Origin of the sequence: Clostridium sp. DFI.1.208 (assembly GCF_024463855.1) — a bacterium.
Taxonomy (GTDB): Bacteria; Bacillota_I; Bacilli_A; order Erysipelotrichales; family Erysipelotrichaceae; genus Clostridium_AQ.
In genome coordinates this window covers 71,528-85,514 of sequence record NZ_JANGCA010000018.1, presented here as the reverse complement: position 1 = coordinate 85,514, position 13,987 = coordinate 71,528, and the positions used below count along the sequence as shown (strand labels likewise).

25 protein-coding genes are annotated in these 13,987 nt (G+C 39.8%); all 25 read left to right on the top strand.

Features of this window, described 5'->3' with window-relative positions; all coding sequences use genetic code 11:
• The first annotated feature begins 130 nt into the window (after window positions 1-130).
• The 25 genes from NE665_RS11240 (at window position 131) to NE665_RS11120 (ending at window position 13,977) form a co-directional block, all read left to right on the top strand.
• On the top strand, window positions 131-301 hold the full coding sequence (locus tag NE665_RS11240; protein ID WP_233104586.1) for a hypothetical protein: 171 nt from the start codon (window positions 131-133) through the stop codon (window positions 299-301).
• Window positions 302-321: 20 nt separating this feature from the next.
• On the top strand, window positions 322-522 hold the full coding sequence (locus NE665_RS11235) for a hypothetical protein (protein ID WP_233104587.1): 201 nt from the start codon (window positions 322-324) through the stop codon (window positions 520-522).
• A gap of 24 nt (window positions 523-546) precedes the next feature.
• A complete protein-coding gene (locus tag NE665_RS11230; protein WP_233104588.1) occupies window positions 547-786 on the top strand; it encodes a hypothetical protein in 240 nt (79 codons plus the stop codon).
• A gap of 20 nt (window positions 787-806) precedes the next feature.
• Complete coding sequence (locus NE665_RS11225; RefSeq protein WP_233104589.1) at window positions 807-1,226, top strand: hypothetical protein; 420 nt, start codon at window positions 807-809, stop codon at window positions 1,224-1,226.
• Window positions 1,192-2,001, top strand: coding sequence for an antA/AntB antirepressor family protein (locus NE665_RS11220; RefSeq protein WP_256302542.1), 810 nt, complete (start codon window positions 1,192-1,194; stop codon window positions 1,999-2,001). Before NE665_RS11225 ends, NE665_RS11220 begins: the two co-directional genes overlap by 35 nt.
• Before the next feature lie 12 nt (window positions 2,002-2,013).
• Window positions 2,014-2,205, top strand: a complete 192-nt coding sequence (locus tag NE665_RS11215; protein WP_233104591.1) for a hypothetical protein — start codon at window positions 2,014-2,016, stop codon at window positions 2,203-2,205.
• A complete protein-coding gene (locus NE665_RS11210; protein ID WP_233104592.1) occupies window positions 2,202-2,426 on the top strand; it encodes a hypothetical protein in 225 nt (74 codons plus the stop codon). The genes NE665_RS11215 and NE665_RS11210 overlap by 4 nt, the downstream gene beginning before the upstream one ends.
• A 39-nt stretch (window positions 2,427-2,465) precedes the next feature.
• Window positions 2,466-2,708, top strand: coding sequence for a 3D domain-containing protein (locus NE665_RS11205; RefSeq protein ID WP_233104593.1), 243 nt, complete (start codon window positions 2,466-2,468; stop codon window positions 2,706-2,708).
• A 5-nt stretch (window positions 2,709-2,713) separates the two neighbouring features.
• A complete protein-coding gene (locus tag NE665_RS11200) occupies window positions 2,714-3,052 on the top strand; it encodes a sporulation initiation factor Spo0A C-terminal domain-containing protein (RefSeq protein WP_233104594.1) in 339 nt (112 codons plus the stop codon).
• A 1-nt stretch (window position 3,053) separates the two neighbouring features.
• Window positions 3,054-3,581 (top strand): hypothetical protein, encoded by a 528-nt coding sequence (locus NE665_RS11195; protein ID WP_233104595.1) that lies wholly within the window; start codon window positions 3,054-3,056, stop codon window positions 3,579-3,581.
• 179 nt (window positions 3,582-3,760) lie between these two features.
• Window positions 3,761-4,660, top strand: coding sequence for a hypothetical protein (locus NE665_RS11190; protein WP_233104596.1), 900 nt, complete (start codon window positions 3,761-3,763; stop codon window positions 4,658-4,660).
• Complete coding sequence (locus NE665_RS11185) at window positions 4,657-4,854, top strand: hypothetical protein (protein ID WP_233104597.1); 198 nt, start codon at window positions 4,657-4,659, stop codon at window positions 4,852-4,854. The genes NE665_RS11190 and NE665_RS11185 overlap by 4 nt, the downstream gene beginning before the upstream one ends.
• A gap of 14 nt (window positions 4,855-4,868) precedes the next feature.
• Entirely contained in the window at window positions 4,869-5,291 is a 423-nt protein-coding gene (locus tag NE665_RS11180; protein ID WP_233104598.1) for a hypothetical protein, read from the top strand.
• Entirely contained in the window at window positions 5,288-6,286 is a 999-nt protein-coding gene (locus NE665_RS11175) for a hypothetical protein (RefSeq protein ID WP_233104599.1), read from the top strand. Before NE665_RS11180 ends, NE665_RS11175 begins: the two co-directional genes overlap by 4 nt.
• Window positions 6,283-6,672, top strand: a complete 390-nt coding sequence (locus NE665_RS11170; RefSeq protein WP_233104600.1) for a hypothetical protein — start codon at window positions 6,283-6,285, stop codon at window positions 6,670-6,672. The genes NE665_RS11175 and NE665_RS11170 overlap by 4 nt, the downstream gene beginning before the upstream one ends.
• A 4-nt stretch (window positions 6,673-6,676) precedes the next feature.
• A complete protein-coding gene (locus NE665_RS11165; protein ID WP_233104601.1) occupies window positions 6,677-7,348 on the top strand; it encodes a ThiF family adenylyltransferase in 672 nt (223 codons plus the stop codon).
• Complete coding sequence (locus NE665_RS11160; RefSeq protein WP_233104602.1) at window positions 7,305-8,144, top strand: hypothetical protein; 840 nt, start codon at window positions 7,305-7,307, stop codon at window positions 8,142-8,144. Before NE665_RS11165 ends, NE665_RS11160 begins: the two co-directional genes overlap by 44 nt.
• On the top strand, window positions 8,141-8,758 hold the full coding sequence (locus tag NE665_RS11155; RefSeq protein WP_233104603.1) for a hypothetical protein: 618 nt from the start codon (window positions 8,141-8,143) through the stop codon (window positions 8,756-8,758). The genes NE665_RS11160 and NE665_RS11155 overlap by 4 nt, the downstream gene beginning before the upstream one ends.
• Complete coding sequence (locus tag NE665_RS11150) at window positions 8,755-11,262, top strand: DNA methyltransferase (RefSeq protein ID WP_233104604.1); 2,508 nt, start codon at window positions 8,755-8,757, stop codon at window positions 11,260-11,262. Before NE665_RS11155 ends, NE665_RS11150 begins: the two co-directional genes overlap by 4 nt.
• Window positions 11,259-11,843: a hypothetical protein gene (locus tag NE665_RS11145; RefSeq protein WP_233104605.1), complete on the top strand. Its 585-nt coding sequence runs from the start codon at window positions 11,259-11,261 to the stop codon at window positions 11,841-11,843. The genes NE665_RS11150 and NE665_RS11145 overlap by 4 nt, the downstream gene beginning before the upstream one ends.
• Window positions 11,844-11,846: 3 nt before the next feature.
• Window positions 11,847-12,521, top strand: a complete 675-nt coding sequence (locus tag NE665_RS11140) for a site-specific integrase (protein ID WP_233104606.1) — start codon at window positions 11,847-11,849, stop codon at window positions 12,519-12,521.
• Between the two features lie 494 nt (window positions 12,522-13,015).
• Window positions 13,016-13,252, top strand: coding sequence for a hypothetical protein (locus NE665_RS11135; RefSeq protein WP_233104607.1), 237 nt, complete (start codon window positions 13,016-13,018; stop codon window positions 13,250-13,252).
• Window positions 13,242-13,490, top strand: coding sequence for a hypothetical protein (locus tag NE665_RS11130; RefSeq protein WP_233104608.1), 249 nt, complete (start codon window positions 13,242-13,244; stop codon window positions 13,488-13,490). Before NE665_RS11135 ends, NE665_RS11130 begins: the two co-directional genes overlap by 11 nt.
• On the top strand, window positions 13,484-13,762 hold the full coding sequence (locus tag NE665_RS11125; RefSeq protein WP_233104609.1) for a hypothetical protein: 279 nt from the start codon (window positions 13,484-13,486) through the stop codon (window positions 13,760-13,762). Before NE665_RS11130 ends, NE665_RS11125 begins: the two co-directional genes overlap by 7 nt.
• Window positions 13,750-13,977, top strand: coding sequence for a hypothetical protein (locus NE665_RS11120; protein ID WP_233104610.1), 228 nt, complete (start codon window positions 13,750-13,752; stop codon window positions 13,975-13,977). Before NE665_RS11125 ends, NE665_RS11120 begins: the two co-directional genes overlap by 13 nt.
• The last annotated feature ends 10 nt before the right edge of the window (window positions 13,978-13,987 follow it).

Below are 13,987 nucleotides of genomic sequence, written 5' to 3'. Positions count from 1 at the left end.
ATCCACATTCACAATTACACATTTTATCACAACCTGAAGTGATACCAAATAATTCAGGTGGAAAGGAGAACTGGTATATTAAATTTATTACTCATTATATGAGTAACTTAAATATACCAGGAGTGATTACATGACAGCAGAAGAAATGCGCAAAGACCAGAAAGAAATCTATGAATTGGCTGAAATGCTTTATGAAGCAAAGAAACGGAATCCGAATATTAGCCATGACCTCAATATTTTCTTTAAAGGGTTAACTCTTGGCGTAAATATCAATAACGGATTTCAGTCTCCGGCAGTTTAAGGAAAGGAGGCGCAAACCATATGGAATATATAGATAAGGTCCTCATGGAAACCTATGGTAATGAATGCAGATGTAGACGAGTAAATGCTGTGAATGTTGAAAAAGTTATTGTTATAGAGGTACTGAGAGGTGAAGGAATACCTGAGAACCCATGTGGACAGGTATTGCAGTATTGGGATATGAATGGAAAGTTCTTGTGCGAAGTAGAAAAAAATAGATAACTTAAACAAGGAGGGAAATTTGTTATGCGTAAAGAATTGGAAGCATGGCAGGAATCGGTAGATCTTGAAATCTATATCCAGAACAAGGATATCAGAGAGATGCGTGGATGCTGTGCAAAGACAGCGTGTGACATTATAAAAAAAATCAAGGAAAAGTATGAAATCCGCGATGAGGAATTGCCACGCAAAAATGTCATACCATTAAGCTGCTATGAAGATTATTTTAAGAAAAGAAAACCGAAGTTGAAAAAGACTGTGGTGTAGTGAGAAAGGAGAGTGACAGGATGGACAAAGAATATTATCGCGAAAAAATTGAACACTTTATTGCTGGTATCGAAGATGAGAAAGATTTGAAACGAATCTATGATTATGCAGAAAAAAAATGGTGTAAAAGTGAATCATCATTTAATAGATTTTCAAGTGTAGGGAGTGTCGAAAATCAGAATTTAAAAATGAGCGTCGGACAATATAGGAAACATATTCGTAAATGTATCTATGAAATTTATGACAAAGACGGATTGGATAGAATATTCAATCTTGCGATGCGAACCATACACGCTCAACCAGAGAAAAGTGACTTTAGCGTAAGGGACTTGCTCTATAGTTTAATTGACGATATAGAGGACGATGAAAGGCTGGGATATGTAATCTTCTTCTTAAGAGGGTTAAATGGAAACAGCAAGAAAAATGCAGGAGAAATATGAAATGAACAAGTTAATGAACACGACGAATCAGACACCGATTGAGATAGCGTTGGGTGTGGACAAGGATGGAATGACGACTGCAAGAAAACTGTATGAATTTTTAGAACTCAACCAAAGCAATTATTCAAAATGGTTGAAACGGAATATTACTGAAAATGAATTTGCAATCAGAGGCGAAGATTTTTACTCGTATCAGATAACGAGTGAAGGAAGAGGTAATTTTGCTGACGATTACAAACTTACAGCTGATTTCGCAAAAAAGTTATCTATGACTGCAAAGAATGAAAAAGGTGAGGAAGCAAGAAGTTATTTCGTTTCTATTGAAAATAAAGCGAAAGAAAGTGCAATAGGTATACAGGACCTGTCACCAGACCTGCGTTTGATGATACAAATCGAACTGAATCAGAAAAAACAGCAGAAGCAACTTGATTCCGTAGAAACACAAATACAGGGTATCCGCAATGTTGTTGCCATAGATACCAGAGCATGGAGAGATGATACAGAAAAGGTCATGCGCAAGATTGGAAACATCTGCGGAGACCATGAGGCTTTCCGGGAAGTACACAGCGAAGCATACAAACTGCTGGAATCCAGAGGTGCATGTAGTCTGAAACAGCGCTTGACAAACAAACGCCGACGCATGGCGGATGAAGGTGTCTGTAAGTCCAAGCGAGACAAGTTGAATTATCTTGATATCATCGCAGAAGACAAGAAGCTAGTGGAAATATACACAGCAATCGTAAAAGAACTGGCAATCAAATATGGCGTTGCATAAGGAGGAGTAAACATGACAGCAAATGAACCCATCATTGCAGAAAGCCGCATGGCTAAACGCGAGCTGATAAAAAAAGCCGTAGAGGGCTTGGCATTAGATGAAACAGAAAAAAAGTTTCTTGCTTTTCTTGTCGATATGGAAGACATGAACACCGTATCAAAATTCTGCAGCATTATCCGGAAAGCGAAGGAATACTGGAAATGAAAATATGGAAAGTATCCATAGCTGGAGCGTTGATATTGACAGTATCAGTTTGCACTTTGTTGATAAAAATTGAATGTGAACAGAAAGTTGAAAAGCTGCAACTGCTTAACAGAGTAGCAAACGAAGAACTGCAGATGACCCGGCAGGCTGTGAAAGAACAGAATGCTGAGTTACAAAAAAAGAACAAAGAAATCGCATACCTAGAATCACAACCGAAATGAACAGCTCTGCCCGGTGAGTTTAGAATAACGTACTATGGCATGGACATCACATCGGCAACAGCCAGTGGAGCTGACCCAGAAGTCGGAGTGACCATTGGTGTTGATCCTGCGGTCATACCATACGGTACAAGTGTGCTGATAAATGGTAAAGAGTATGTGGCGCAGGACACTGGTAACTACACAGGTAACCATATTGATATTTTATGTGAATCAGAAGCTGTAGCAGAAAACCTAGGAACTTATAACACGATAGTGCACATAAAAACGAATGGCAAGAGGTAAGAAAAATGGACCGTATATCAACGATGTTATTAAACATAGGAATAACACCTGATTTAAAAGGGTTTGAATATATAAAAGAAGGAGTGGCACTGATTATAGCAAAAAAAACCGGGCATTTATCTGTGACAAAAGAATTATATCCAGATATTGCGGAAATAGCTGGTACGACAGCATCGAGAGTGGAAAGATGTATCCGATATGTTAAAGAAAAAGCAATTAGTCAAGACCATGGAGAAATACAGAAAACAATAGGGATATCTCCATACAGCACAAAATTATCCAATAGTCAATTTATGCACTGTATTGCATACAAAATAAAGAGCGAAAACGCGCAGGAGGAATAAGATGCCATTACGTATGTTTTTCAAAGATTACGATGATATGGAACGGCGCATCGTCAATGGAAATCTGTATCAATGTGTAAAGTCATATCTTATTAAAATTTTGAAAGAGGAAAGAGTTACTGTCTATGAGGAGAAACTGAACACAATACGCGCGATTCACTGCTTTGAATTTCAGTTTGACGATGGAATGATATTGAATGATGAAAGGTTGGCAGAATCGTCAGAAGATGATGCGCGTATATTACGGCATATCATCATGCAGGCATACGAGGAAGCAAAACAGGAAATGAGATACGCAAAGGACGATACACCGCAGACGATAAAACAGATGCAGACGGAGCTGCTGCAGGAAATACAGGAAGCAGACAAGAGCAATGACATACGCGTCGCTCTATGCAGCGATTCAATCTTCATGCTGATCACAAATAAAAGGCACTATGTCGGGGCTTATAGAATCGATGAGAATATGAAATACAAGCACCGGATAAAGGTGTACGACGATATGCTCACCGCAATCAGAAGAGTATAAAAAAAAGAATGTTTTAACCTACCAAGCAGAACATTCTTTTAATAGTGAGCAGTTGACTATTCAACTTACTTTTATTTTACCATAAAGTGTCGAAAATGCAAGGAAATAAAGGTGTTTTTGAATAGTCCTTACCGGCCTTGAAATGGATATTAACAAAACGACGGAAAAGGAAGAGATACATGAAGAAACACAATAGACAACGAGGAAGACCGCCGAAACAGCGTTACCTCGACTATGACTATGAACGAGCATTTGATATGCAAGCAAGCATGCTATCAGAATCACAAATTGAACGTGCTTTAAGGAATGGGAAGATAAAAAGTGTATATGCTACAAAGTCAATCTATTCAGGCACGCAGCTAGAAGTGGAAATATTTCCGGAATTCACGAGATGGAGCCAGATACCGATAGGCAGGAGAAAGCCCACAAAAGAGGAGATGCAAAACCTCAATGATAAAAATGCCAGAAAGCATGTGATACGTCTTCTGAATGCTAACTTCATGACAGGTTACTGGATAACCTTTACATATACAATAGAGCCAGAATCATTGGAAGAAGCATTGAAAGATATCAGAAATTTCTTCCGGCGCGTGAATGAACGTTTGAAGAAGCAGGGAAAGCCAAGAGCAAAGTATCTGTATGTTACAGAATGGCAAGAAGACGAAGTGCGTTGTCATCATCATTTTGTAATAGATCGAGGTTTGACAATGGATGAACTCAACAGGCTATGGAAGAAAGGCAGGCGGAACGAACTACGACCGATTGATTATGATGAAGATGGTGTCACAGGAATGGCAAACTATATTACTAAAAAGCCGCGCGGAAAGCGCAGGTGGAATACGAGCCGGGGTAACCTGAAACAGCCGACCATTCGAAAGAATCATTCCACATTCAAGCGGAAGCATGCCAGAGCAATGAAAGAGGACTTTACTGTGATTGAGCGTATGCTGCGTCATGAATACAAAGGCTATGTGTTTAAGAATGCACAAGTCTTTGTGAATCAAGTAAATGCCGGCATCTACATATATGCGCAGCTGCGCAAATGGGATCCGATAAAGGACGGTGATAATAGCGCATGAAGAAGATTGATAGGCACGTACATACATATGCAGTGTATGACAAAGATGACAATCTACAAATGGTTGGAAATTCCCACGAGTGTGCTGCATTTTTAGGTATAACGATTTCCAGCTTTTATTGCCGCGTGTGCCGACTGAAAAATGGAGAACTGACAGGAGATAGCTGCGGAGTGATTATTGAAATTGAAGATTAGAAGGAGAAGAGGATATGACAGAAAAAGAATTTTTAAAAGCAGGAAAGCTGATCAAGCAACACAACATGGACATATCGCAGATAACAAAATGTGTGAACTTATTCTTAGAAGAATCACACGTGTGCGAACAAGAAATGGTGAACTATTTAGCCAGAACTGTAGAAATGCCGGAAGAAGTGGAACAAGCATTCAAGGATGCATTTCTGGCATCTGAAAGAATCACTGTACGTGAGTATAATGACGTATGCACACTGTTGAAAAAATATGATGCTGGAGATAAAGGGTTATTGTTGTATCTGGATACCGGAACTATGATGCCAGCAGATGATATGATCAAATATCTGGATTCTGTAGGTTATGAACTGATTGTAAGACCTAAAAGATCAAAGATTGCAGCCGGGCAGATATCAGCAAGGGATTGCGGGGTGGAGATATGAGATTATCCAGTGATTTTTTTGATACCAGGTATGCGATGGAGTATAACCGTGTAATAGCAATAGCAGCTGCAGAAATTATCATTATTCATAGTACAGACAAAGCTGGAATGGGATTCATTTGTAAATACAGAGCTGCCGGTCTCTCAGAAGATGTGGATTTTACAATATCAAAACGGGACTATGCAACGATTGCTAAGCTGGGAGAATTTGATTTAACGATAAAAAATAAAAAGATAACCGTTAAGTCAACTAGAGCAAAATTTATTTTGACAGATATGGTGGATGTGCATGTGGAAGAACCAGAAACGGGAGATATAAAGGTCCTGTCGGTCACGCCGGAAGACATAGCGGAGAGTAAAGATTTTATAGGATATGACAAAATAAGAGTGCAAATGAATGGTGTTACAGTGTTTTCTGAGGGTATCATCGCTACGGATGGAGGATTATTTTACATAAAATATAAAGCATCCGGTATGAATGATAAGATCAATATACCAAAAGAAAGCCTGCAATATCTGAAAGAGGATGCAGAAGTTGCTACAGACGGAAGGGTGGCGGTATTTACAATGGAAAATCGAATGTTTTATACATCTCTGATAACAACCGCACTATATGACCCAACAAAACCAGAGCATAAAAAGCCATTAGTAACTTTAAAGCTGAATATTCAAGAGTTACTGGACGCAATCGATATGGTAAGAGGATATACAAAGCATGTAAAACTTCAAATGAAAGATGGCATCCTGCATGTTAAAAGTTTGCCGAATCCGGGAGAAGAAGACCATGAAATTGATATTGTGGTAGAAGTACAGGAGTATCACGGGAAGGCGTTATGCATGTGTGCGGATGCTGATAAGCTGAAAAAAGTAATCCGCGGTACCGAAAATGGAATCATTGGTTTTACAAAAACAAATGTAGTGACACATGATGTAAAAGAGAACGTGTATAAGATTGCAATGTTATATGTAAGTAAGGATACGGAGGTAGAAGCATGAGCTTAATGGATATGTTGGTCGCTGGATCAATAGAAGAACAGAAGAAAAAACAGAAGAAAGATAAAACGGAGAAGCCAAAACAACAAGATAAAAAGCCAATAAAAGCAGCTGCGAAGCAGAACGGTGAAACAAAAAAAGAAAAGAAACCTGCAGCAAAAAAAGCAGATAATAACAAATATAAATATCCGTTCCGACTGCAATATGCAAATCAGTACCTGGATCTGAACGGAATCTTTGAAGACGGGCAGGAATATACAGCTGTAGAGATATGCAAGCTGATGCTGCAACATGGATATTTTTCATTTTCTGCTGAACAAACATCATTTGATTTTCGACCGGCAGAAAATGTACTCGTAGCATACGGAAAACAGTACAAGAAAGGGTGATTGCATGAATTTCCTGTTTATTATTGTAGGGGTTGGAGGAACAGGGTCACTCGTCGCTAGGGACATCCCTAAGTTGCTACTTGGAACAGAAAGTAAGATGATGATCATAGACGGCGATATCGTGGAAGAAAAAAACATGAAGCGGCAAGCATATCAACTACAGGACATTGGAGAGAATAAAGCAGTCGCTCTTGCCGGAAAAATAAATGCATTTCACGGTTGCTTATGCGATGTGATGGACCGGTATGTGAGTACCGATGAGATAAAAAACATAGTGACGGATAGATATCCAGATCTGACACCGGTGATTATTGGATGTGTGGATAATGACAGTACTAGGTTATTGTTGGAAAAGTCGTTCGCGTCATTCGACGAAGCGATATATATTGATAGCGCGAATGGAAAATGGTCTGGAAATATATATACCTGCATCCGAGCATCCGGAAACACCGTCGGTCAGACACGCGGCATGTCGTATAAATTGGAAGATACCGGACATCCAAATGATAAAAGCTGCCAGGAGTTAGCAGCCGAGAATCGTCAGTACATGATCACGAATTTAAAGATGGCAACACAGGTCCTTGAATTGGTGAGCGGTATTATAAGCGCAAAGATTATGGAGGGATTGACAGATGTTGAACCATTTAAGGTCATACATTACAGATATAAAAAATGATAGCATTCTGTCACCTGTAGCCAGATATGTAAAAGCTGTATATGAATACTATCCAGATTCTGAAATAGAAAGAATTTATGAATCATTATATAAGAATCGTGAAACTATTGCAGGAATGGATTGCGATTATCTGTTTTCAAAGCCAGGATATAACATGCATATGGATGATGTCACAAGCAATATTGCAGAATCGAATTGCATGGATATGATTATGAGAGTATGCACATGCATAGATCCGGAGTGTAGATTTTCGTACTGGACTACGGATGTTCATCATATGGTAGAACGTTTTTTTCTTAATAACGATAGATCAAACTTTGAGTTAGATATCCGTGACAGCATATATGAGTATATTTTCGATAGTGACCCCGACCCGAAAAAAGTAGAAAAAGTATGTGAATTGCTTAGAAAGACTGATATCAATAATTGGGGTGAAATAAATGAAGATATAGGATATGACTATTGTGACTATGCAGAAATCTGGATGCTAAAAGCATCATCAGATGCTATGGCAGATGCAATAGAAGTAGTTGCGGACGATATTCAGCTGCTTCGTGTTGGCAATTGCTTTTATAATTTCGTAGTTGATTACGGAGAGGATTCACATGTCCTTGAACCAGACTTTGATTTACTTTCAGGCCATATTAACGCAGGCGAGCAAATAAGGAAATCACCAGAAAAATACTGGGATCTGTATGAACTCATAAATGGGGAATCAGATAATAACAGATTAGGGCACATCATTATAGAACAGGTAAACAGTATAAAAAGAAGTAAAGTGGAGGTGTTATTTTGAGTGAAATGGTCATAAGGCTTATGTCAAATAATGATGATGCTGAAATATTGGAGAGGAAAGGGAATAAAGAATATTTCAAAAAAGTGGACGCTGATGAATTGGTAAGAAAAATTTTGGAAATAAGAGATAGAGAGAAATGCAAAAAACCGATACTTTTATCGGACAGCATTATCGGTTTTACAAATGGCTGCGTTATGGTTAAACAGGAAGGCGTAAAGCGAATGATTTTCTATGATGGAAAAAGTTATCATGTAAATTTTCCAAATGCTCTGTATTTTATATATGCTACAGGAGAAACGATAGAAACAATAAAAGCATTTTGCTACAAAAAATATGAAGGAGCAGAAACACAGCTTTACGCATATGCGATGCCGAATATGCTTGGCGAAAATCAGATTTGTATAGGAAACGCAAAAAGAAAGATAGTGAATGAAAACTATATAGATGCTCTGAATACGATTATTGATACACCGTTCTCACACGCCACATTGAGTGGAATAGATAGTTTTGTTGACACTGAAACATATTTTAAATATCTGGAAAAGAACCCATTCCCGTATAACTTACTAAAATCGTTAAATCAGGAATTGAAAGGCCTGGTTAAAATGTTATGAATTACCTTGAATTTATTCGCAACAAGATCGAGCAGGCGCCGGTATCCGGATTTGATATTGATAATAGCGAACTGCATACGGCCTTACTGCCACATCAGCGGGATATTGTTAAATGGCTTGTAAAAGGCGGCCGACGGGCGCTGTTTGCGTCATTCGGGCTCGGAAAGACGATTATGGAACTGGAATACTGTAGAATCATAACGCAGTATGAACACGGAAAAGCATTGCTCATCATGCCGTTGGGTGTCAAGCAGGAGTTTGTGCATGATGCTGTGCAGCTGCTTGGTATGAGCAAGCCGGTATATGTTACCTGCATGAAGGATATCAGAGCCTGCGACAACAATATCATGATTACCAATTATGAGCGTGTCCGAGATGGTGACATAGATCCATCCTATTTCGTGGCAGTGTCACTAGACGAGGCTTCTGTATTGCGTTCTTTTGGTTCAAAGGTATATCAAACATTCATTGATAAATTCAAGGGCGTTAAATATAAAATCGTCGCAACAGCAACACCATCACCAAACAGGTACAAAGAGCTGATACATTACGCCGGCTTCTTGGAGATTATGGATACCGGGCAGGCACTCACACGATTTTTTAAGCGTGATAGCACAAAGGCAAACAATCTGACACTGCTTCCGGCGCAGGAGGATGAGTTTTGGATGTGGATGTCTTCATGGGCGATCTTTGTCACAAAGCCATCGGATGTTGATCCACAGTACAGTGACGCCGGCTATGACCTGCCAGAAATGGACATCCGGTGGCATAAACTAAAAATCGAGCACGGCGACATCGTTGGAAAAAATGGTGAGTATCAGCTCTATCAAGATGCTGCAGGATCTCTGCTGGATGCAGCGCAATTAAAACGTGAAAGTCTGCAGCAGCGTATTGATAAAGCAAAAATGATTATAGACGCGGAACCGGGTGCCAACTTCGTGGTATGGCATGACCTGGAGGATGAGTGTAAGGAGTTAAAAAAAGCTGTACCGGAAACAGTGGATATATATGGCTCTATGGATATCGACGCCAGAGAACAGCGCATCATTGACTTTTCGGAGGGGCGGACGAGGATATTTACAACAAAAAAATCAATGTCCGGATCCGGATGCAATTTTCAAAAACATTGTCACCGCGCTGTATTCCTGGGTATTGATTATAAGTTCAACGACTTCATCCAGGCCATACACCGAATATATCGCTTTTTGCAGCAAGAGCAGGTGATCATCGATGTTATATACACAGAAGATGAAGAAAACATAAAAACAGCGTTGCTGGAGAAGTGGAAAAATCACGACCACCTTGTCCGTAAGATGGTGGAAATCGTACATAAATATGGATTGAGTGCAGCAAATAAAGAAGCATTTATGAAAAGGAAGGTATGGGATGAAACAGTGAAGATAGAAGAGAAGCTGTTCACGGCCGTAAATGACGACTGCGTACAGGAAACGAAAAGAATGGATGAAAACAGTATCGACCTGATCCATACATCGATCCCGTTTTCAAATCATTACGAATACACGCCGACATACAATGATTTCGGACACAATGAAACGACAGGAGAGTTCTTCCGGCAGATGGATTTTCTGACGCCGGAGCTGCTGCGTATCTTAAAGCCTGGGCGTGTAGCTGCAATACATGTAAAGGATAGAGTGCTGTTTGGCAATGCGACTGGCACCGGTATGCCGACAATAGAACCGTTCCACGCCCTGTGTATTGAGCATTATACAAAACACGGATTTCAGTATTTCGGCATGATCACTGTTGTGACGGATGTTGTGCGGGAAAATAATCAGACATACCGGCTCGGGTGGTCAGAACAATGCAAGGATGGCAGTAAGATGGGAGTTGGATGTCCGGAATATATACTACTTTTCCGGAAACTTCCGACGGATAGAAGCAATGCATACGCGGATGAACCGGTCGTAAAAAGCAAGGAAGAATATGGCCGGGCGCAGTGGCAGATCGACGCGCATGGCTACTGGAGAAGCTCCGGCGATAGACTACTGACAAAAAAAGAGATCCTGCAGATGGATATAAAAGACCTGCAAAAGGCATACCGCAAATACTCACGAAGTAGTATATACGATTATCACGAGCATTGTGAGATAGCGCAGCAGCTGGATGTCCAAGACAAGCTACCGGCATCTTTTATGGTCGTTGCACCTGGCAGTTGGACGGATGAGGTATGGGATGATATCAATCGCATGCGGACGCTTAACACAGAGCAGAGCCGACGGCAGGTACAGATGCACGTATGCCCTTTACAGTTAGATATTGTGGAGCGCATCATTAACCGCTACAGCAATACAGGGGATACCGTGCTTGACCCATTTGCCGGATTGTTTACTGTTCCGATGATGGCCATAAAAATGGGACGTAAAGGATACGGTATTGAATTATCACAGGACTACTATCGGGACGGTGTAGGGTATTGCAAAGACGCGCAAGATCAAAGAGATATACCGAGCCTATTTGATTTTACGAAAGAGGAAAACAAATGAATGAAAGAGAAAAGAATATTATCATAAAGGCAATAAATGCATTTGAAAAAATAGATGACACATTGCCGGTAGACGATATTAAGCCTGCATTAGATCGTATGTTACCTAAAATGGTTGAAATTGTAAAGCGTCATAATATCGGCGGATATAAATACATTAAGTGTGAATGTGGAAAAGAAATCGAAATCGAACATCCCATAATATCCGAAGAAGGTATAATTTATGAAAAATGCCCTGTATGTGGAAGGTTTATGCTGGAAGCTGGCCAGAAGTTTTGCCATAACTGCGGGCAGGCGTTGACACCAGATGAACGCGGAAAAACATATACGTGGAAAAATGTTGTGGAAGCAGGAGAAGAATTTTGTCCCATATTCAATAAAAAAGTTATGACATATTACCCAAAAGATATGCCTGCATATTATCGCTACACGCCACTGATAGTTGATGATGAAGGTAGATTATTATGGTGTCGGTACGATGAAGATGAAGGAGGCTGGGACAATACGATTTTTGTAGAAATGGAACCAGAAGAATACCAGTATCTCAGACTGATCGGCCAAGAACCGAATATCAGTTTGTAATGAATGATGGCGAAAACAAGCTATAGAGACCGCCAGCAGACGCGCCATATCAAATACAAGACCAAAGGGAAAAAACAAACACTGCCAATCAAGGATGAAAAAGAGCTGCACAGGATATCGAAGTATCTGTTAGTAAAGCGAGATCGCGCAAAACAGAAGGGACAGCTAAGACGATATGAAACATATTACAGGAATTATATGCTGTTCATGGTTGCGATCAATGTAGGGTTCCGAACCGAAGATTTGCTACAGCTGGAAGTGGGAGATATCACAGGCGGACATATGCATATTAAAGAAAACAAGACTGGGAAACAACAAATATTTCCATTGAATAAAAAATTTGTGCAGGACGTCCAGAAGTACGCTGATACGCTCGGTTTGACAGAACATGAGTATCTATTCCAGTCGCAAAGAAAGGACGGTGTGATACGAGCAATCAGCCGCCAGCAGGCCGATCGCATCATGGATGATATAAAAAAAGAATGCAACATACCATATAACTTTGCGATGCATAGCCTGCGTAAAACATTTGGTTATATGTATTATAAAAACGGTGGGAAGCTGTTGACATTGCAGAAAATGTATAACCACAGCGATTCATCCACTACGCTGTTGTATATCATGTGGGACGCAAACGATGTCCAAAAGACACGGCAGTCTATTTATATAGGCGGATAGGAGGAGAATAAAAATTGAACAATAATGAAAAATATCAAAAGCTATATAAAGATATTGAACTAGTATGTCTATGTATAGATGCATATGAAGATGCAGAAGAATATCTGAAACCATTAAGAGAACTGATCAATCATCACGCTGTGCTGGAAGATGCGCTCACAAGAGCATGTGAACGTATCGAATACGAAAACACAGAAGGAAAACTGATAAATACTCCTGAATGTCCCAAATCCGTATTTATATTTGCGCAAAGTTGTTGCAGAAAAGACAAATGCCGGCTGTCAAACAAAGAGTGCTGGAAAGAATGGTTTCTGCAGCTCGCAAAGCAGAAAAATCGGAACTGAAAAAGTTTGCACATATTTTTTGTTGAAGAACACTGCGAAATGAGTGGAAAGCCTTTATATATCAGCTAATACACACAGCATAAAGCATCTGAAAATACGTTACAGTTTTATGGTGTATGTAACATATTTTAGAGAGGAATGACAAGGAAAATGAATTTAGAAAAAGCGTTGGAAATCATGCGAAACATAAACGTTGAGAAAGCGACATATATCAATACGCTAGAATATCATAAACAACAAATGAAGGACACAGATATGGATGCAGCATCTGTCAAAACGGAAATAGACAAGACCAGAGAAGAGATTACGGCTATTATAACGGTAACAGGAGCGTTGCAGACATATAGAAATCTTAATTTTATGGAGGGTAAGAAAAATGAATTATGATGAGTTTAGAAATAAATTTGAGCTGCACTTATACGGGGTTGTTTACGATGTAATTCTGAACCTATATCAGTATACAGACAAAGAAAGCGGAAACTGCTGTGTAAAGGCAGAAGTATGGGATCCTATTGATCAGACATTAAAAACATTTCGTGCACCGGTAGAAGAATGTCGTTTTATTCCGAAGAATAGTGTGGATGGGATATTAAAAAAGGGCAGGATAAGAAGCGCAACATGGTAACTGTATATGATGTGATCACACCGGAAGATGCTGTGGAAGAAATGCGTAGGATATCGGATCCGGCAGTATGTGTGCGTGTGCCATTTGATGATATGGTACTGGTCACACGTGCTTCTGGACACGTAGATTCATATGATTCTCTGCAGTTGACAAAAGAGTGGATGCAAAAACCGGAACATATATTTTACCGGCAGTATGGTTTTAAATGGAAGCCGCCGGAAACATGTATAAAAATAGCGTTGGGAAAGGAAGATAAGAAATGGAAAGATTAAGATTATTATCAAGGATCATGTTTATCGTGATATTTGCAGTGATTTATATTTACTCGTTGTATAAGGTTGTCAAGGACATAAAGTCCTGGAACAAAGGCAGAGAGCAGCTGCCACAGCGGAAACTGGCATTGTCAACGCAGGCCATGGCTCTGCTGCATGCAGCGTTTGGGGTTGCAATTTTGGTGATATGGTTTTTATGGGCGTTTGAGATATAAGGAGAATCAT

Bases quoted from the DNA above. Each gene is read 5' to 3' on its own strand.
- NE665_RS11240 (WP_233104586.1), top strand. From the start codon at position 131: ATGACAGCAGAAGAAATGCGCAAAGACCAGAAAGAAATCTATGAATTG.
- NE665_RS11235 (WP_233104587.1), top strand. From the start codon at position 322: ATGGAATATATAGATAAGGTCCTCATGGAAACCTATGGTAATGAATGC.
- NE665_RS11230 (WP_233104588.1), top strand. From the start codon at position 547: ATGCGTAAAGAATTGGAAGCATGGCAGGAATCGGTAGATCTTGAAATC.
- NE665_RS11225 (WP_233104589.1), top strand. From the start codon at position 807: ATGGACAAAGAATATTATCGCGAAAAAATTGAACACTTTATTGCTGGT.
- NE665_RS11220 (WP_256302542.1), top strand. From the start codon at position 1,192: ATGGAAACAGCAAGAAAAATGCAGGAGAAATATGAAATGAACAAGTTA.
- NE665_RS11215 (WP_233104591.1), top strand. From the start codon at position 2,014: ATGACAGCAAATGAACCCATCATTGCAGAAAGCCGCATGGCTAAACGC.
- NE665_RS11210 (WP_233104592.1), top strand. From the start codon at position 2,202: ATGAAAATATGGAAAGTATCCATAGCTGGAGCGTTGATATTGACAGTA.
- NE665_RS11205 (WP_233104593.1), top strand. From the start codon at position 2,466: ATGGACATCACATCGGCAACAGCCAGTGGAGCTGACCCAGAAGTCGGA.
- NE665_RS11200 (WP_233104594.1), top strand. From the start codon at position 2,714: ATGGACCGTATATCAACGATGTTATTAAACATAGGAATAACACCTGAT.
- NE665_RS11195 (WP_233104595.1), top strand. From the start codon at position 3,054: ATGCCATTACGTATGTTTTTCAAAGATTACGATGATATGGAACGGCGC.
- NE665_RS11190 (WP_233104596.1), top strand. From the start codon at position 3,761: ATGAAGAAACACAATAGACAACGAGGAAGACCGCCGAAACAGCGTTAC.
- NE665_RS11185 (WP_233104597.1), top strand. From the start codon at position 4,657: ATGAAGAAGATTGATAGGCACGTACATACATATGCAGTGTATGACAAA.
- NE665_RS11180 (WP_233104598.1), top strand. From the start codon at position 4,869: ATGACAGAAAAAGAATTTTTAAAAGCAGGAAAGCTGATCAAGCAACAC.
- NE665_RS11175 (WP_233104599.1), top strand. From the start codon at position 5,288: ATGAGATTATCCAGTGATTTTTTTGATACCAGGTATGCGATGGAGTAT.
- NE665_RS11170 (WP_233104600.1), top strand. From the start codon at position 6,283: ATGAGCTTAATGGATATGTTGGTCGCTGGATCAATAGAAGAACAGAAG.
- NE665_RS11165 (WP_233104601.1), top strand. From the start codon at position 6,677: ATGAATTTCCTGTTTATTATTGTAGGGGTTGGAGGAACAGGGTCACTC.
- NE665_RS11160 (WP_233104602.1), top strand. From the start codon at position 7,305: ATGTTGAACCATTTAAGGTCATACATTACAGATATAAAAAATGATAGC.
- NE665_RS11150 (WP_233104604.1), top strand. From the start codon at position 8,755: ATGAATTACCTTGAATTTATTCGCAACAAGATCGAGCAGGCGCCGGTA.
- NE665_RS11145 (WP_233104605.1), top strand. From the start codon at position 11,259: ATGAATGAAAGAGAAAAGAATATTATCATAAAGGCAATAAATGCATTT.
- NE665_RS11140 (WP_233104606.1), top strand. From the start codon at position 11,847: ATGATGGCGAAAACAAGCTATAGAGACCGCCAGCAGACGCGCCATATC.
- NE665_RS11135 (WP_233104607.1), top strand. From the start codon at position 13,016: ATGAATTTAGAAAAAGCGTTGGAAATCATGCGAAACATAAACGTTGAG.
- NE665_RS11130 (WP_233104608.1), top strand. From the start codon at position 13,242: ATGAATTATGATGAGTTTAGAAATAAATTTGAGCTGCACTTATACGGG.
- NE665_RS11125 (WP_233104609.1), top strand. From the start codon at position 13,484: ATGGTAACTGTATATGATGTGATCACACCGGAAGATGCTGTGGAAGAA.
- NE665_RS11120 (WP_233104610.1), top strand. From the start codon at position 13,750: ATGGAAAGATTAAGATTATTATCAAGGATCATGTTTATCGTGATATTT.